The organism is Saccharicrinis fermentans DSM 9555 = JCM 21142, assembly GCF_000517085.1.
GTDB lineage: Bacteria > Bacteroidota > Bacteroidia > Bacteroidales > Marinilabiliaceae > Saccharicrinis > Saccharicrinis fermentans.
Window position 1 is genome coordinate 274239 of the sequence record NZ_KI912107.1, and the last position, 19197, is coordinate 293435.

The following is a 19197-nucleotide window of genomic DNA, read 5'->3' on the forward strand; positions in this document are numbered from 1 at the left end:
TGTGCGGAAATAGAAATGTCGATTTAGAATTTTCAATAAAAACGATGATAAAATTTTTAGATATACAAAAAATAACTTCGAGTTATGAACCTGAGTTATCGGAATCTGTAAAAAAGGTTATTGATAGTGGTTGGTATCTTCAAGGAGAACAGGTGGCTTTGTTTGAAAAGGAGTATGCCACATTTATCGGAACAGGAAATTGTATTGGAACAGCCAATGGATTGGATGCGCTTCGCTTGATTCTGAAAGCATATATTCAATTGGGTATCATGGAGCAGGGGGATGAGGTCATTGTACCTGCAAATACTTATATCGCTTCTATTTTAGCTATCACAGATAATGGATTGGTACCAGTGTTGGTGGAGCCTGATGAAAATACGTATAACCTGAATCTTTCTTTGGTAGAACAGCATATCACAAAAAAAACCAAAGCCATCATGGTGGTGCATTTATATGGTCAAATATGCTGGAACAAGGATATCAGGGAGCTGGCTGATAAATATCAACTGAAGATTGTTGAGGATAATGCACAGGCAGCTGGAGCAATGAGTGTTTCATCAGTCAGAAGTGGTGCGCTAGGTGATGCTGCAGCACATAGTTTTTATCCGGGTAAGAACCTAGGAGCTTTGGGTGATGGGGGAGCTGTAACTACCAACGATAGTGAATTGGCCACTGTAATTAGGGCACTGGGGAATTATGGTTCTATTCAAAAATATGTCAATGACTACCAAGGTCTGAATTCAAGGTTGGATGAGATGCATGCGACTATTTTAAGGGTGAAGCTTAAAAAACTTGATGACGATAATATGCATAGAAGAGAAATCGCACAATTCTACATGAATCATATCCAAAATACGGATGTGAAACTGCCTCTGGTGGATGGAAGTGCTCAGGTGAATGATCAATTGGGGCATGTATGGCACCTCTTTGTTATAAGGCATCGTAAGCGTGATCTATTACAAAAATATTTGGCTGATAAGCAAATACAAACACTTATCCATTATCCCATACCACCGCATCAACAAAAGGCATATCCACAACTTAACCATCTTACATACCCAATTACCGAAATGATACATCGTGAAGTATTAAGCTTGCCAATTAGTCAGGTGATGACTATCGACGAAGCTAAAATCGTGGCGTCGGCTATTAATACATTTAACCTGAGTGTTCATTGCTAAAAAAATAAATTTGAAAAAAAATATAGGTACAGTTGGTACGCATGAGCAAAATGAGTCGGAGGACGGTGCGCATCATAGGGGGTATGCTGATTCAAGCCAAGAGAATTCCTCTCAGGAGGAGGAGAAGGATAAGTCTTCCTATCGTCAGATATTTAAGGCTACCTCCTTGTTCGGAGGTGTACAGGTAATAAATATCTTGGTGGGAGTGGTAAGGGTAAAGCTTATTGCTATCCTACTGGGAGCTACAGGTGTGGGTATTATGGGATTGTTCAATGCTCCTTTGCAATTGATCATATCGGTGGCTGGATTGGGGATTTCGCTCAGTGCCGTTCGTGATATTTCTGCGGTGCATGGTAAAGGAGATAAAGTTGGACTAGCTAAAATTATAACTGTACTTAAAAGATGGACCTGGTTTACTGGTGCGCTTGCCGCTATTATTACACTATCCCTTGCCCCTTTATTGAGTAAATGGTCTTTCGGGAATAGTGAATATACCTGGGCTTTTGTGTGGCTATCAATTACATTACTGCTGCAGGCCATCAGTGATGGACAAAAAGCCATTTTACAAGGTACCCGACGGCTGCAGGATTTGGCCAAGGCCGGCGTTATTGGTTCTGTGTTAGGACTCGTAACATCTATACCTCTCTATTATTTTTATGGACTTAAGGGTATTGTGCCTTCGTTTTTGATAACAGGCGTTACTGTACTATTTTTGACATGGTACTTTTCACGCAAGGTTAAAATTGAGAAGGTCAGCCTAAGCAGAAAGGAGACATGGGTGCACGGAACAGGCATGGCAAAACTTGGTATATCCATGACCTTAGCTGGTTTTATAGCTACCTTGACAACCTATATACTCAACGCGTATATTAGTAATAGAGGCGGCGTGGAACAAGTGGGCCTTTATAATGCAGGATGGGGTGTGGTTGGACAGTATACAGGCATTGTATTTACGGCAATGGCTACCGATTATTTTCCTCGTTTATCAGCCATTCATGCAGATAATCTACAAATGAAAAAGCTGGTGAGCCAGCAGGCAGAGACAGCCCTGTTGATCATGGCACCTTTACTTGCTTTATTAATTGTTACCATGCCTTTTGTAATTAGACTATTATATACGGCTGATTTCTTGCCCATTGTTATGTTTGCTAATCTAACTGTGTTAGGTATGCAGTTTAAGGCGGTATCCTGGTCTATGGGTTATGTGTTTTTGGCCAAGGGAGATGGCCGTCTATTCCTAATTCTTGAAGTTGTTTCTGGGTCTATCATGTTGGGAATGAATTTGTTGTTTTATCAGATGTACGGACTAAATGGTCTTGGTATTTCTTTTATCTTAACATTTTTGATGGGTGGAAGCATGTCTTTTGTTATTCTGAAAAGAAAATATCAATTTGGCTTTCCAAAAAAGTTTTATGGCAGGTTCTTGATATCCTATAGTTTTGTTGTGGTCTCTTTTTTAACTGTCTTTATGACCGATGATTTCATGAAATATGTGGTGGGAATTATTTTACTGTTGCTTACTTCTTATTATTCTTATTATAAACTCAATCAATTAATGGATATTAAACAGTTGGTGCTCAATAAAATAAAAAAAAGAATTAATTAGCATAATTATAGTTCGTAACAGCTTCTTTACTTAAGCTGACCCTCTCATTATTATCTGCATGAATCGCTTATTTGATATTGAAAACTGATTTTACTATGATACGTCTTTCCGTAATACTTCCCATGTATAATGTTGAACCTTATGTTGAGAGGTGTATACGTAGTCTCGAGAATCAGGATATTCCCTATGATGAGTATGAGATTATTTGTGTGAATGATGGATCACCTGATCATTGTAAGCAATTGATAGAGAGGTTGCAACGAGAATTTAGTAATATTGTTTTGATAGATCAGGTAAACCAAGGAGTTTCAAAAGCCAGAAATAATGGTATGGATCATGCTAAAGGTAAATATGTGTTATTTGTTGATCCTGATGATTTTGTTGATGCCAATAGTTTGGGGCGTATATTGACTTATGCTGAGCAGCAAAATACGCAAGTTACTTTTCTTGGTTTTTCCATACTAGACGAATATAATCATGTGCAGCATCAGGTTTTTAGTGAACAATTGGTAGGTAAGGTGTATCCTGGAACGGAGGCTTACCACGCTTCTCGTCAATCAGATCCTCCGGATCCCGATAGAATATGGGCCATATTGTTCGATCGTGAATTCATGAATAAAAACAAATTAAGGTTTATTCCTAATATTCCTTATCTGGAGGATGGAGAGTTTTTGGTGCGTATCATGTTTTTAGCTTCCAAATGTAATTTTGAAGGCAAGTCTTTTTTACAACGTACTACTAGGCCAGGCTCTGCTACTCATTCGAATTTGTTTAATACAGAACGGGCGGTCAACGGATTTTTAATTGCCGCTCACAATCTAATGAATTTTAGAAGTGTACAAAGTTTGTTGAATAAAGATGTGGAATTTATCAATCAATCCATTGTTAAATTTGTTATCCTATCCATTCATTCGGTTGTGGGGATTACCAGATTGACCAAAATTTTTAAAATAAACAGCATGTTGAAACATAAAGGACTGGGAAAGCTTGAAATTAACGGCTGTAGTCGATTTTATACTTCATTGGGGCGCTTGTATAATATTTCTCCCTTCCTTTTGTATGCTTACTTATCCCTTAGATCGGTGGGTATATTCAGTAAAAAATTCTCTAAAAAGCAATTATAGGTGAATATCTTGTTTGTATACCAAAATTGGCTAAACCCCAATAGGGGTGGGGTTGGACGGGTTGCCGATTCTTTAGCTATGTACTTGGTGCAAAATGGCCATAGGGTTTATTATTTAATGCATGAGTATGATGAAAATGATACGTATAAGTTTCCGGCACAAATATTTACCTTACCTCATGGCGATTTTTTTTCGGCCACAAATGTGCAGTTTTATCACCATGTTTTACATGAAAAGCACATCGATATTGTACTTAACCACGATGCTTCCAATGAAAGATCTAAATTTTGGTTAGAGACAGGAGCTAGTAAAGCCCGTAAGGTATCCTTGTATCACACTGATCCATTGCATGGTTTAAACCGAAATATGCGTCTGGGTAAGGTAGTGCAGATATGTGTAAAAGCACTTAAAATATTTGGGTATAGAAAAGTGATTGGTACTTTATTGAAAAACAGTGATAAACTGGTTCTTTTATCTCAAGAGTTTAAAAAGAATATGTCCAAAGAGCTAAAAATAAATTCTTCAAAAATAGTAGCTATTAGCAACCCTTGTGTGTTTGAGGAAGTGAAGTTCAATAATCCTAAGAAAAAACAAATTCTCTTTGTGGGAAGATTGGATTGGTCCTCAAAACGACCAGATATAATGTTACGTATATGGTCACATTTATACCGTATTTATTCAGATTGGGAATTGTTAGTTTTAGGAGATGGTCCCGATCGCGTGAAAACACAGGAATTAGCCAGGGAACTAAAATTAGAACGTATTTTTTTTAAGGGCTTTGTAAAGCCTGAACCCTTTTATAAAGAGGCTTCTATTATATGTTTGACATCCGATTATGAGGGTTTTGGACTTGTGATGCCGGAAGCCATGCAGTATGGTGTAGTGCCCATTGCTTTTAATAATTGGCCTTCATTGAAGGATATCGTTGTGGATGGAGAAAATGGTGTAATAGCAAGACAGAATGATATACCTGATTTTGTAGCTAAATTGGAGTTGTTGATGTCCGATGCGACTCAGCGAGCTAGCATAGCATTGCGGGCGAAAGATTCTGTAAAGAAATTTCATATAGGGGTGATTGGACCTCAGTGGATTGAATTGTTTAAAACAAGTATTAAAAATGGCTGAATCAAAGAAGATTTTATTGGTATCAAATGGATTTTTTCCGGAAATATCGCCGCGTAGTTATCGTGTAACAGAATTAGCGAAGGAATTTTGTCGTCAGGGGCATGAAGTCACCGTTATTTCAAAATACCGAGATCATGACTATACCGAGTTTCTAAAAGCGTATCCAATACAGCTGAAGATGTGGCCAAAGTCAATATTAAAAGCTTTGCCTAGTTCCCAAAACAGAATTGTTTCATTGGTGTACAGTATTATTTCTCGTTTGTTGCTGATGTTTTTGGAATATCCCACCATTGAGGATATGTTTCGGGTTAAGACAATGCTTAAAAAAGAAAACGGGTATGATTTGTTGATTTCCTTTGCAGTTCCGCACCCTGTTCACTGGGGGGTTGCCTGGGCCAGGAAAGAAAAACATACCATTGCGAAAAAGTGGGTTGCCGATTGTGGGGATCCATATATGGGAGATGTACTGGATACCTTTCGTAAACTTTTTTACTTTGGTTTTTTTGAGAAGTGGTGGGGTCGGAAGGCCGAATACATAGCCATTCCCATAGAGTCAGCTATCAAGGCTTATTATCCGCAGTTTCATAGTAAAATAAAAATTATACCCCAAGGTTTTTTGTTTGACTTGCAAACAACTCATGCCGAAAGTGCAGGTCGTAGTATTCCTACATTCGCCTATGCAGGTGGTTTTATACCCGGAGTGCGTGACCCACAACCCCTGTTGGAATATCTTGTCTCGTTGGATCTTCCTTTTAAATTTTTGATTTATACCAATTCAACAGCTATGCTGGATGGATATATGGATCGCTTAAAAGATAAAATGGAGGTGTCTGGCTACATACCCAGAGCAGCGCTCATGAAAATATTGAAGACAATGGATTTCTTAGTTAATTTTGATAATAATACACTGTTGAATTCGCCCAGTAAATTGATTGATTATGCGATTGTTAATAAACCGGTTTTGAATATAGGTCGTGATTTTGACGCTCAAAAGGTGCATCGTTTTTTAATGGGAGATTATACCGATAGCATGGCCTTGCCTAATCCCGAGCAGTACCATATCTCTAATGTATCGAAACAATTTCTCGATCTAATTTAATAAAGTACATTAAAAGCATGAATAATTATTTAGATGACTATTGGCATTCTAACGTTAAAAACACCAGGTACTATCTAATATTATTTATTATATGGCCTTTCTTGGCTTTTATTTTGGCTTTAACGAATTATAGTCAACGGGAAGCTAAAAATGTGGTTTATCTGTTCTTGATCTATTATGGAGCAACCAATGTGGTAGATATAGGTTATTATATTGATGCGGCAGGTTACGCTCTTCAGTTGGAAAGAAATAGTCAACTGCCTTTTTCTCATTTGTTTGAAATTTTTACCAATCTTTACTCTGATCGTGATTCTATTGATCTGTTGGAACCTTTGCTGTCTTTTTTTGTGTCACGATTTACAACAGATCATAGAGCCTTATTTGCTGTATTTGCTGCTATCTTTGGATTTTTTTACTTAGGTACTATTAATAAGTTGCACGATGTGTTTCGTAAAAATCCTAATCTGGATGCACTGATTATGTTGGCTTTCTTTGCTATGCTGTTGCCCGTGATGGCTATTTCTGGTTTTAGAATGTGGACCGCGGCGTGGATTTTTGTATATGGTGGATATCATGTGGTGGTAAAAAAGGATATGCGCTATTTAATCTTAACTTTTGCTGCCATATTTGTTCATTGGAGTTTTTTTATGGCCAATGGCTTGTTAATCATATATGTATTGGTCGGAAATCGGGAGGTTATTTATATCCCTTTAACCATATTGTCGTTTATTGTTCCCTACGTGATTGCTCCTTTTATGACACTTATTTCTCTTCGGATGGGAGGTGTGTTTCAAGATAGATATTCTATGTATTCTGATGAATCATACGCACAGGGCGTTCAAGAACAGCTCCAGGAGGCGGCCTGGTTTATGACCTTGGGAACCGATATGGTATTGTATTTTTTATTACTGGCTTTGGTGGTAATACGATATAAGTTCAGCCATATCATGAGCGGTAAAGGAGAGAAAAGTCTTTTCTGTTTTAGTCTGTTGATGCTGACTTTTGTGAATTTTGGAAAAACATTGCCTTCGCTTGGCGGAAGATTCCAACTGGTCTTTTTTCTGTTTGCGACCATGTATGTTTTTCTTTTTTTTACCAAAAAATCAGGAGGTAAACGTATTAGCTATCTGACGGCCATTGGCTTGTTTCCCATGCTGGTGCATTCTGCCGTGGTCTTTCGACAGGGTTCTGATACTTTGAATGCTTGGCTTTTTGCTCCTGGTTTAGGTATCCCATTTTTTGTGCAAGAATTGTCGCTGGCTCTTGTATTGTTTTAATTACAAATTTTATAGTCAATGATTGGAAAAATACTATCACCTTCCACACGCAGACATATATCTAATATTCCGGGTTTTAATATCAGGAGAAAACTTCTGGTGATTGAGTCAGATGACTGGGGTAGCGTACGAATGCCTGGTGTGCAAGCGTTTGATAATTTGATGAATGCGGGTATCGACTTGGTGTCTGACGAAGGGTTTAGGTTTAACAAATATGACTCTTTAGCTACGTCTGATGATTTGTCCTTTCTACTGGAGCTTTTGTCGTCGTTTAAAGATTGTACCAATAGGCCAGCCGTGCTGACACCGGTTTCGGTGATGGCAAACCCTAATTTTGAACAAATCAAAGAGAATGGTTTTAATACTTATAGCTTTGAGCCATTTACCGAAACATTAAACAGGTATCAGGGTTGTGAGTCTTCTTATGCTTTATGGTTGCAAGGGATAGAAAATAGATTGTTTGTGCCTCAGTTTCATGGACGCGAACACTTGAATGTTTTGCCCTGGTTGAGGGCTCTTAAAAGTGGGCATAAAAATACTCTTTTGGCCTTTGATAACCAATTGTGGGGTATTTCTACTGCGCAAGATCCGGATATTGGTTTGGAGTATCAAGCCGCTTTTGATTTTAGACAAGTGGAAGATCTTGAATATCAAAAGGAGGTTATTCGCACAGGACTTGATCTGTTTGAACAACTTTTGGGTTATAGAGCTTCTTTCTTTGTTCCACCCAACGGTCCGTTTAGTAAAAAACTTGAAGAATCATGCGTTAGCTCGGGTATTAAGTTTTTGTCAACCTCAAAGGTTCAGGATGAACCTGTTGGTAATGGTAAGACCAATAAAAGAATTCATTGGTCGGGACAGAAAAGTAAGAATGGCTTAATTTATCTCACTAGAAATTGTTTTTTTGAACCCAGTGATTCCGGCAAAGACTGGGTTGATAGTTGTTTATCTGAAATAGCCAGTGCATTTAAATGGCGAAAACCTGCTGTGATTAGTTCCCATAGGGTCAATTATGTAGGAGGATTGGATGTGCAAAATCGTAGTAGAGGCTTAAAACAATTGGAGCAACTACTTAAACAGATCACAAAAACGTGGCCTGATGTGGAATTTATTACTTCTGAAGAATTAGGTAAAATTGTTGCCAATGGGTCTTAATGTATCAAGAATAAAAAAAGTACTTTCGCAAAATGTGATCAATATTCCGGGCTTTCGGACCAAACGGAAAATTGTGGTTATTGAAAGCGACGATTGGGGAAGCATTCGTATGCCATCCAAACAGGTGTTGAATCGTTTCAAGGATAAAGGATTTGATATTGCAAATTCCGACTATAACAGGTTAGACACGCTGGAGAGTAATGATGACCTCCTTAGCTTGTTTCAAGTATTGAATTCACATATTGATTCAAAGGGGAATCCAGCAGTAATAACAGCCAATGTGGTGATGGGAAATCCTGATTTTGATAAGATCAGAGAGTCAGATTTCTCTCAATATTATGTTGAACCCGTGGCGAAAACCCTGGAGACATATCCGGGAAGAGACAGGGTGCTCTCCTTATGGAAAGAAGGGGACATACAAAAAGTGTTTCATCCGCAGTTTCATGCCCGTGAACATGTGAATGTAATACGATGGATGGAAGCACTTCGAAAAAAAACTGCTGAGATCATGTTTACCTTCGAGCATCGCACGACTTTCTCTGGAGTGGGTGATTATAATTTTATGGAAGTTTTGGATTACAATACACCCAAAGATTTGGTTTTTATGAAGGAAAGTCTGCGTGAGGGATTGGATCTGTTCGCAGATACTTTTGGATTTAGATCTAAGTCTTTTATCCCTCCTTGTTATGCCTGGGATAGTCATGTTGAGAAGACATTGGCAGATAATGGGGTGAAATATATCCAAGGTTTGTTTGTACAGTCGGTTCCCACAGGTACGTTTGATGTATATGGTAAAAAATACCATTTTATGGGCAGTAAAAATAATTATGGGCAACGATATCTCATGCGTAACTGCTTTTTTGAGCCCTCCCTTGCTGCGGATAATAATTCAGTGGATGAATGTATACGGCGGATTGGTATTGCATTTCAATGGAATAAACCGGCCATTATTAGTTCACATCGTATTAACTTTATGGGTTCGCTTGATCCTCAAAACAGAGAAGATAACCTGAAGCGGTTAAATGACTTGTTAGCAGGTATCCTCCGTCAATGGCCCGAAGTAGAATTTATGACATCAGATCAGTTGGGCGATATGATTGTGAACGGAGCGTAGTGATGAGGTCTACTTTGTAAAGGGTGCTATTACCACATGTCGTTAGTCAACAGCTTTCTTCCTTCTTCAAAAAAATAAAACTGAAACCGTGAAAACAAAAGCGATCAACATATTAATTACAGGAGATTTTTGTCCGATAAATAGAATTGAAGAATTGTGCCATAACGGCCATTATGCATCCATATTCAATGATTTTGCAGCGGTGTTTCAGGGGAATGATTTAAATGTAGTGGATCTGGAATGTCCACTTACGCTGAGTAATAAAACGAGACCCAAAACAGGGCCTTACCAAAAAGCACACCCGGACACCATAAATGCTCTGAAATTCGTAGATGTATCAGTGGTAGCCATGGCCAATAACCATATCATGGATTATGATAGTAAAGGCGTGGAGGATACCTTGAATCTTTGTAAGCAGAATAATATAGCTACCATTGGAATAGGTACAGCAGTCACAGAAGCCAGTAAACCATATTCTACAGAAATACAGGGAAAAAAAATAGCCATATTGAATTATGCGGACAATGAGTTTTTATCAACTACTGATCAGCGCTTTGTGGGCAATGCTATTGACCCCATACAAGGTCATTATGATATCCAAAAAGCGAAGAAGACGCATGATTTTGTGATTGTGATTGCTCATGCCGGAAATGAATTTTATAAGCTGCCTTCTCCAAGGACCAAGAAATTATACCGTTACCTCTGCGATCAGGGAGCTGATGTGGTGATATCGCACCATACTCATGTTTTTTCAGGATACGAGATCTACAATGAAAAACCAATATTTTATGGTCTAGGTAATTTTGTGTATGATTGGCCTGGAAAAATAAACACTCCGTGGAATCGTGGATATGCAGTTCGATTGTCTATAGTTGAGAAGATTGATTTTGAGATCATACCTCTTAAGCAAGGCAATGATCAACCCGGTGTATTTAAATTGAACGAAGAAGAGCACCAGGTCTTTATGGCCGATATGCAAGCGCTTCATCAAATTATTGATGATGATGCCAAGTTAGAAGCTGAATTTCAAGCTTATTGTGATTCTGTATTTCCCATGTATGATGCTTTTATTGAACCTTATTTTGGGCCTTATGTTACGGCATTACAAAAGAGGGGCTGGTTGCCAAAATTGTTGACACGCCAAAAGCGTTTGTTTCACCTAAATTTGTCCCGTTGCGAATCTCATAGGGATGTTTTGCTGCGAATGCTTAGGAAATATGAATAAAAAAGGAACGTTGGTCAAAAAAACAAACGGGATATATAAAATTACCCATACTTTTCACCTAAACCCAAAGAGGGTAGTATAGTATTGTACGCTTTCATTTAAATTAAATACAGAATGTGCGGAATAACCGGATATATAAATACCAATTCTGGTGCCATAAAGGATACAACGAGGATATTGTCGATGTTAAAAGTTCAGCAGCACCGTGGGCCTGACGATACTGGAATTCGCGCAATAAGTCTTGACAATAGCCAATCGCAGGAACTGAGTAATATGGAACCGGTTACCGTGGAAAATGGTTTTGAGGGGGTTGTGGGATTTAATCGTCTTAGTATCATGGATTTGTCAGCTAATGGACATCAGCCTATGGCGAGTCAGGACGGACGTGTTATTCTTGCTTTTAACGGAGAAATTTATAATGCTTTTGATTATAAAAAAGAATTGGAAGCTTGGGGCTATCGTTTTAAAAGTAATACAGATACGGAGGTTGTTCTGGCATTGTATCTTAAATATGGATACGTTGGGATGTTGAATAAGCTAAATGGTATGTTTGCTATTGTGATAGCTGACTTACCAAAGAAAGAACTGTATATCGCCAGAGATCGTTTCGGAATCAAACCTATGTACTATGTGAACACAGGATCAGTGTTTGCCTTTTCTTCTGAGTTAAAGAGTTTTAAGTATTTGGATGGATATTCTTTTAGTTTGAATAATGCTAAGTTAGACGAGTATTTATTGTTTCGAAATACAATTAATGACACCTTATTTGAGGGAATAAACTCCTTAAAAGCAGGGCATTATCTGAAGTATAAGTCAGGTGAAAGTCTCCAGCTTAAGAAGTATTTTGATATAGATCAGTACGATCGGGTAGAGGAAAGTAGTAGTAATTTGTGCGAGGTTCAAAAAAAGTTGGAGACCTGGTTACACCGTAGTGTGCAAAGTCAGTTGATGAGCGATGTTAAACTGGGTTGTCAACTCTCGGGGGGGGTGGATTCTTCTCTGGTTACTTGGCTGGCCAATAAAAATAAGAACGATTTCGAATCAGTGTCCATCGTATTTGATGATGAACGTTTTTCGGAGGAAAAGTATGTTGATGAGGTAAGAGATAAATTAAATATACCTGCTCGTAAGTTTTTGTTGGATTCAGATTATTATCTGGATCATTTGGAGAATGCGACCTGGCACCTAGAATCACCGCTTAATCATCCCAATACCATTGGTATTTATAAGCTGTCGCAAAGAGCCAAGGATTATGTAACCGTATTGTTAAGTGGAGAAGGAGCTGATGAGGTTTTTGGTGGGTATGAACGGTTTAATGAGATAAAGTATCCGTATTCAGGGATGAATATTTTGCGAGAGATAAAAAATAATAGGCGAAACCCCCTTGCTGTGTTCGATTATTTTAGTGCAGAGAACAGAGCTGTTATGGCTACTGCTTTTATGAAGCCCTTGATGGCTCAGCAGCTATGTCCTGACTTTAATGTTAAACATGCGGCGCAGGATAGAAAAGATATATATGCGCAGTTGTCCGGATCTCGTTTCGACCGACAAGTTAAGTATGAACTCTTATCGTATTTACCCGACCTCTTGATTCGACAAGATAAAATGTCGATGGCGCACTCAATTGAAAATAGAGTGCCCTTCCTTGATAATGAGGTGGTAAGTCGTTCGTTTAGCATACCTGAAAATTATTTACTGAACCGTAAGAATGGCAACGGAGTGAATACCGAGAAATACCTACTGAAGAAAATGACTGCGGATGTGTTTGGTAATGATTTTGCATTTAGGAATAAAATGGGCTTTGGTATACCGCTTAAGGAATTCTTTTCTCAAAATAAATTTAATGAATATTTAAACCACAAAGTATTACCTGGTGTGAAAAATCGGGGGATATTTAGTCCTCAGCTGATTAGTAAATGGGTGGCTAATGTGAATGGACTTAAACCCAGTGAATTGGATGCGTTGTGGGTTGTCATCGCCTTTGAAACTTGGGCTTCCGTTTACTTAGACGGAAATTATTAGCAATGCGTATTGGTGTAACATCATTTTTCAGTAATGGATAATAAGAGTATATGAAACGAACATGTGAAATTTAATTATTCAATTTTCCACACAGGGGAATGATTGATTTTTTTTGTGAGTTCCATATGACCTTTGAAAGAAAAATATAAATATATGAAAATAGGCATACATAGCGCTTTAGGTTCATTTAGCGAACGTTGGATTCCTTATTGTGAATCTAAAGGAATCGACTATAAATTGGTTGATTGCTATAGCACTAATATAATTGACCAATTAGCTGATTGCGATGCCTTGATGTGGCATTTTAACCATAAAGGAGCCAAGGAAAGTAAGTTTGCAAAACAGCTTTTATTTTCTGTTGAAAAAGCAGGTAAAGTGGTGTTTCCTGATTATGAAACGGTTTGGCATTTTGACGATAAGGTAGCTCAGAAGTATTTATTGGAAGCTATTGATGCTCCATTGGCTCCTGCTCATGTGTTTTATAGTAAAAAAGATGCGAAACGGTGGATCCGTCAAACCAGCCTGCCTAAAGTTTTTAAGTTGCGTAATGGAGCGGGCTCAGATAATGTGCGACTGGTTCGCTCTGTGGAGGAAGCCAATCGCTTAATCAATAAGGCATTCGGAAAGGGTTTTAAGCAGTACGATGCCTGGGGTAACCTTAAAGAACGTTTCCGTCTGTTTAGGTTGGGGAAAACCAATTTATGGGATCTTACCAAAGGGTTTGTACGTTTCTTCTATCCTACCGAATATGCTCGGCTGACGGGAAAGGAAATGGGCTATGTTTATTTTCAGGATTTTATACCTAAAAATGATTGCGATATAAGGGTCTGTGTGGTTGGTGATAAAGCTTTTGCCATTAAACGAATGGTGCGCGAAAATGATTTTAGGGCTTCGGGTAGTGGTTTTATTTTGTACGAAAAGGAACATTTTAATGACGAAACCATACGTTTATCTTTTGATGTAGCTCATAAACTGGGGGTGCAATGTATGGCTTTTGATTTTGTGTTCATGGAAGATAAGCCATTGATTGTTGAAATAAGTTATGGATTTGCCAAGGAGGGTTACGACGATTGTACCGGGTATTGGGATCATGATTTGACTTGGCATGCAGGGAAATTTAACCCATATGCATGGATGGTGGATGACGTTATCAAAGCTGTTAGTAGAAACGAGGTAGGTATCCTGAAAGAGAATCACTCAAAATTTTAATATTATAGCTAAGTAGATATCATGGCGCTGATTAAAAAAAAAATATGTCTGGTTATTCATTCTTTACAGGCAGGAGGTATGGAGAGGGTGATGTCTGAGTTAGCATCCTATTTCTCGGCCCAAAGCGATGTAGAAACGCATTTGATTTTGTATGGTTTGAACCGTGAAATATTTTACGAGATACCTCCTAATGTTGTTTTACATATACCTGAATTTGATTTCGATAATAAAAAAAGATTGTTGTCGACTCTTAAAACTATTCGCTATTTAAGAAGGGAAATTAAAGGGGTAGACCCATCTGCTGTTCTTAGCTTTGGTGAGCATTGGAATAATTTTGTTTTGATATCTATGTTGGGGCTTAAGCTACCCGTTTTTGTATCTGACAGAAGTCAGCCGGATAAAAGTCTGGGTAAGATGCAGGATTTTTTACGAAAGAAATTATATCCCACAGCAAAAGGCATTATTTTACAGACGGAGAAAGCCAAAGAAATATTCCTCAAAAGAAACTATCATCGTAATATAGCGGTGATTGGTAATCCCATACGTAAATTTGATATGCCACAACAGAAGATTGAGAGAGCGCATATTGTTATTATGGTGGGAAGACTTATTGATAGTAAAAATCAGGATAAATTGATAGAAGTGTTTGCTAAAGTAGATGCGCCTGATTGGAAATTAATGATTGTTGGCTATGATCATTTGAAGCAACGTAATATGGAAAGACTTAAAAAGTTAGCGAACGATTTAGGAATTGGCGATAGAGTTATTTTTACGGGAAAGCATGATCATGTGGAAGAGCTCTACCTCCAAAGCTCAATTTTTGCTTTTACTTCAAGTTCTGAAGGTTTTCCCAATGTTATTGGAGAAGCAATGGCGGCAGGCCTTCCTGTGGTGGCTTTTGATTGTGTGGCAGGCCCTTCTGAAATGATTGATGATGGTCAAAATGGTTTTTTGGTGCCCTTGTTTGATTTACATGCTTTTCAGGAGAAACTGACATTACTCATCTCTGACCCCATATTACGTGATAAATTGGGTGAAAATGCCCATAAAAGTATTCAAAGGTTTTCAAAGGATAGGATTTGTAAAGAATTTCATGATTTTATGTGGAGCTAGTCATGAATTAACCTTGTGTGTTACATGGGTATTGGTGTTTTTCTAATAGACCTATGGTGAGTTGTGCTAACAAGTAAGATGCTTGTTTGAATTTAAAAAATATTATATGAAGGTATTAATCATTGGTTCTAAGGGTTTTATTGGTCATCATTTGGTACAGTATTTTAAAGAAGTAGGTCACAGCGTTTGGAAGGCAGATGTGGTAGTTGATTATGCCGATGTGGATCGTTATTTTTTAATTGATGTATCCAATTCTGATTATAATACGGTATTTCATTACGAAAAATATGATCTCTGTATTAATTGTTCGGGGGCTGCAAGTGTGCCAGATTCTTTAAAAAACCCAATGAGGGATTATTATTTGAATACGGTAAATGTGTTTAAAATTCTTACGGCTATCAACCAATTTCAACCCGAGTGTAAGTTTATAAACCTGAGCAGTGCTGCTATTTATGGAAACCCTGAAAGTTTGCCTATTCATGAGAGCGCAGCTACGAAGCCCTTGTCTCCTTATGGTTTTCATAAGTTTCAGGCAGAGCAGATCTGCCAGGAGTTCCATAGTTTCTTTCAGCTAAATACTTGCTCATTACGCATCTTTTCGGTGTACGGCGATGGATTAAAAAAACAATTGTTTTGGGATCTGTATAACAAAGCTGTCTCTGGTAATCCCATTGAATTATTTGGAACAGGTGAAGAATCGCGTGATTTTATTCATGTAAGAGACCTAGCTCGTGCCATTGAGATGGTAGCCAATACTTCTGCGTTTAACGCTGATGTGATTAATATTGGGAATGGGGTGGAAGAGAAAATTAAAGATGTTGTAGCTATGTTTTTTGACTGTTTTGATCACGAAATTGATTATTCATTTTCGGGGCAGGTGCGTAAGGGAGATCCTATTAATTGGAAGGCTGATATTCATCAATTAAAATCCTATGGGTATAAGGCGACTATTGATATGAAAGAAGGACTGCAAGCTTATCATGCATGGGTAACTGCTTTTAAAAAGAACGTAACTGAATGAGTGTAAGTAAAAAATATGAGCGTATGAAAATTTCAACAGGCGAAAATCGGCTAAGACTTGGGTTATTGTTTAATTTTCAGCCATCATGGATGGGAGGGATAACCTATATTATCAATATAGTTAAAACGCTCAATTATTTAAATGATGAGGATAAGCCAGAAATTTATTTATTGGTTAGCAAGGACCTTGAGAAATATTTAAGTGAGATTTCTTATCCTTATCTTCATGTGGTTAAATGGAATCATACTTCTGTCGCAAAAGGTTTTTTGAAGTCATGGCTAAAAGGTAAAAATATTTTTATTGATGATATTATTGATGCGTATCGCTTGGATGCCATATATCCGGTTAGAGATTGTCCGGTTAAAAGTACCACTAAAGCCAAAGTGATTGCTTGGTATGCCGATTTACAGCATAAATTTTATCCAGAGTTTTTTACGCAAACAACTATTTTACACCGAAATATCCGTCTTAAATTTATGTTGCGGAATACAGATATGATGGTTGTTTCCAGTCAAGCGGTACGTGACGATTTTCAAACGCTTTTCAAAAGGATGGAGAAAGTTAATTTTCAGGTTTATCATTTTGTGTCTATTATGGATGGACTTGAAGCACTTGATTTTCAGTCGTTGAAAGAAAAATACCAACTTCCTGAAAAATATTTTATGGTAGCCAATCAATTTCATAGGCATAAAAACCATAAAGCCGTATTACTGGCATTGGTTAATCTTAAAGCAAAGGGTATTATTCAGCATATAGCTTTTACCGGAAGATTTCCTTCGGCATCTAACTCTGCCTATATGGCGGAGCTGCATCATATTATTGATGATAATCACCTGCATGACCAAATTAGTATGTTGGGTATGATCCCTCGAAATGAGCAGATTAGTCTGATGAGTCGTAGTCAGGCAGTGATTCAACCCAGTCTTTTTGAGGGATGGAGTACGGTGATTGAAGATGCCAAATCGTTGCAGGTACCTGTTATTGCTTCGAATATTAAAGTGAATAAGGAGCAGCTAGGTGAAGCGGGAGATTTTTTTGAACCCCATAATTCCAATGAGCTGGCCGATATACTTAAAAACTATCCCGATCGTAATTGGGATGCGAAATTTTACGATGATCATAATATCAGAATAAAAGATGCAGCGCAAATATTGTTGGATATATTCAAAAAATAATTGTTTGAGGTGTGGGCAATAAAAATAAATTAAAGCGCATTGCCATTATTAACCAGGATTCTGGTTATTTAATGATTGATATAGCCAATGAATACCATAAAAAAGGTTATGAAACCACACTGGTGGCAGGTAGAATTGTACAGCGGGATGTTGTGCTTAATAAAGGGATAAAGGTTTGGAAAATACTAAGGTACAACCGAAGTTCAACGATTAAACGTTTATTAAGTTGGATCGGAGGAACCATTCAAATCCTTTTCTTAATCTGGTTCAAATTCAGGAATATGCATTTGCTGATCGTCAGCAATCCTCCTTTGGCTCCACTTTTATCCTTATTGGCAAATAATAGATATTCCCTGCTTATTTTTGATGTTTATCCAGATGCATTGGCTGATTATGGCTTTGTGAAGCGCGATTCTATGATTGTAAAAATGTGGACCAAAGCCAATAAAAAAGCCTATAAACACGCATTTAGGGTATATACCCTTAGCCCGGGAATGTGTAAGGCTTTGGAAAAATATGTTGAGTCAGATAAAATTGATTTAGTACCTCTATGGACCAATAATGTGTTTCTTAAACCCATTAAAAAAGAAGATAATCTGTTTGTCAAAAAATATAAACTAGAGGGAAAGTTTATTGTTCTCTATTCTGGGAATTTTGGCTATTCTCATCAGGTAGACTTATTGGTAGAACTTGCATCAAAAATAAAAAAGAATAATGTGATGTTTGTCATGATTGGGGGAGGAGCAATGGAAATGGAAATTAAGCGAAAAGTAAAAAGCAATCAAATGGATAATTGCCTGATACTCCCATGGCAAGAAGTAGATATGTTGCCCTATTCATTGTCGTCAGCCGACTTGTCTGTGGTTACATTAAGCGAGAAGGCTGCATCCGTGGCTATCCCCAGTAAAATATTTAATTATATGTCGGTGGGCTCACCAATTTTAGGCATTACAGCTAAAGGTTCAGATTTAGAAAAATTAATTGTAAATTATAAGATGGGTAAGTCGTTTCAACCTTGTCAATTGGATGAAATACTGCAGTTTATTGAGGCATTGTCTGCTCATCAAGCTATGGTAAGTGAGTATCGTATTAAATCATTGCAAGCATCTGAATTTCATACTTCAAAAAATACCGAATTAATAACGCAATATGATGTATAAAAAAGTACTTAAACCGTTGATAGATTTCTTGTTGGCTCTCATAGCTTTCTTCTTTTTAATTCCGGTTTTTATCGTTGTCTATGTGGCTATTAAATTGGACTCTAAAGGACCGGCTGTTTTTAAGCAAAACAGATTGGGGCTTCATGGTAAGGTGTTTACTGTTTATAAGTTCCGATCTATGGTGACTGATCAAAGTGATATTAAAAAGTCATCTAAAGTTTATGAAGATGACCCCCGTATTACTAAAGTGGGTGCATTTATCCGAAAGACAAGTATAGACGAATTGCCTCAGGTACTTAATATACTAAAAGGGGATATGAGCTTTATAGGGCCAAGGCCTCCTGTTCCTCATTTTCCTAAAAAATATGCTGAATATAATGATTTTGAGAAACAACGTTTCATGGTGAAACCGGGGATAAGTGGCTTGGCCCAAATAAGATGTCGTGAAATACATGACTGGGATATCAATATTCCCATTGATGTAGAATATGTTCATCATTATTCGTTTTTATATGATGCCAAGTTATTCCTGGCCTCCTTTATGGTTTTTTTTAAACATGACAATATATATCGTAAATCCTAATACATTAT

Annotated in this window: 16 protein-coding genes; all 16 read left to right on the forward strand. The window is 37.6% G+C overall.

From position 1 onward, the window contains the following. Nucleotides 1-44 precede the first annotated feature (44 nt). Complete coding sequence (locus CYTFE_RS0101305; protein WP_027470328.1) at nt 45-1181, forward strand: DegT/DnrJ/EryC1/StrS family aminotransferase; 1137 nt, start codon at nt 45-47, stop codon at nt 1179-1181. 10 nt (nt 1182-1191) lie between these two features. Beyond that, entirely contained in the window at nt 1192-2787 is a 1596-nt protein-coding gene (locus CYTFE_RS24450) for an O-antigen translocase (RefSeq protein ID WP_161636253.1), read from the forward strand. Nucleotides 2788-2882: 95 nt separating this feature from the next. Then, a complete protein-coding gene (locus CYTFE_RS28200; RefSeq protein WP_052342913.1) occupies nt 2883-3911 on the forward strand; it encodes a glycosyltransferase family 2 protein in 1029 nt (342 codons plus the stop codon). After that, nucleotides 3912-5036, forward strand: coding sequence for a glycosyltransferase (locus tag CYTFE_RS28205; protein ID WP_052342914.1), 1125 nt, complete (start codon nt 3912-3914; stop codon nt 5034-5036). Then, entirely contained in the window at nt 5029-6135 is a 1107-nt protein-coding gene (locus CYTFE_RS0101325; RefSeq protein ID WP_027470329.1) for a glycosyltransferase family protein, read from the forward strand. The genes CYTFE_RS28205 and CYTFE_RS0101325 overlap by 8 nt, the downstream gene beginning before the upstream one ends. Before the next feature lie 17 nt (nt 6136-6152). Then, the gene (locus tag CYTFE_RS0101330) at nt 6153-7412 is read left to right on the forward strand and encodes an EpsG family protein (RefSeq protein ID WP_027470330.1); all 1260 of its coding nucleotides are present in this window, start codon (nt 6153-6155) and stop codon (nt 7410-7412) included. Nucleotides 7413-7430: 18 nt separating this feature from the next. Beyond that, the gene (locus CYTFE_RS0101335; RefSeq protein ID WP_044262467.1) at nt 7431-8567 is read left to right on the forward strand and encodes a hypothetical protein; all 1137 of its coding nucleotides are present in this window, start codon (nt 7431-7433) and stop codon (nt 8565-8567) included. Then, nucleotides 8557-9681 (forward strand): hypothetical protein, encoded by a 1125-nt coding sequence (locus CYTFE_RS0101340; protein ID WP_044212830.1) that lies wholly within the window; start codon nt 8557-8559, stop codon nt 9679-9681. Before CYTFE_RS0101335 ends, CYTFE_RS0101340 begins: the two co-directional genes overlap by 11 nt. Before the next feature lie 88 nt (nt 9682-9769). Further along, nucleotides 9770-10906: a CapA family protein gene (locus tag CYTFE_RS0101345; protein WP_027470333.1), complete on the forward strand. Its 1137-nt coding sequence runs from the start codon at nt 9770-9772 to the stop codon at nt 10904-10906. 114 nt (nt 10907-11020) lie between these two features. After that, nucleotides 11021-12928: an asparagine synthase (glutamine-hydrolyzing) gene (asnB, locus tag CYTFE_RS0101350; RefSeq protein WP_027470334.1), complete on the forward strand. Its 1908-nt coding sequence runs from the start codon at nt 11021-11023 to the stop codon at nt 12926-12928. A 153-nt stretch (nt 12929-13081) separates the two neighbouring features. Next, on the forward strand, nt 13082-14137 hold the full coding sequence (locus tag CYTFE_RS24465; protein WP_044212832.1) for an ATP-grasp domain-containing protein: 1056 nt from the start codon (nt 13082-13084) through the stop codon (nt 14135-14137). Between the two features lie 21 nt (nt 14138-14158). After that, nucleotides 14159-15250 (forward strand): glycosyltransferase family 4 protein, encoded by a 1092-nt coding sequence (locus CYTFE_RS0101360; RefSeq protein WP_044262469.1) that lies wholly within the window; start codon nt 14159-14161, stop codon nt 15248-15250. A 106-nt stretch (nt 15251-15356) separates the two neighbouring features. After that, nucleotides 15357-16271: an NAD-dependent epimerase/dehydratase family protein gene (locus CYTFE_RS0101365; RefSeq protein ID WP_027470336.1), complete on the forward strand. Its 915-nt coding sequence runs from the start codon at nt 15357-15359 to the stop codon at nt 16269-16271. Between the two features lie 23 nt (nt 16272-16294). Beyond that, nucleotides 16295-17446 carry a glycosyltransferase family 4 protein gene (locus tag CYTFE_RS0101370; RefSeq protein WP_161636255.1) on the forward strand — a complete coding sequence of 384 codons (1152 nt, stop codon included), beginning with the start codon at nt 16295-16297 and terminating at the stop codon, nt 17444-17446. Nucleotides 17447-17457: 11 nt separating this feature from the next. After that, nucleotides 17458-18606, forward strand: a complete 1149-nt coding sequence (locus CYTFE_RS24470) for a glycosyltransferase family 4 protein (RefSeq protein ID WP_052342915.1) — start codon at nt 17458-17460, stop codon at nt 18604-18606. Continuing rightward, entirely contained in the window at nt 18596-19189 is a 594-nt protein-coding gene (locus tag CYTFE_RS0101380) for a sugar transferase (protein ID WP_200871307.1), read from the forward strand. Before CYTFE_RS24470 ends, CYTFE_RS0101380 begins: the two co-directional genes overlap by 11 nt. Nucleotides 19190-19197: the final 8 nt, after the last annotated feature.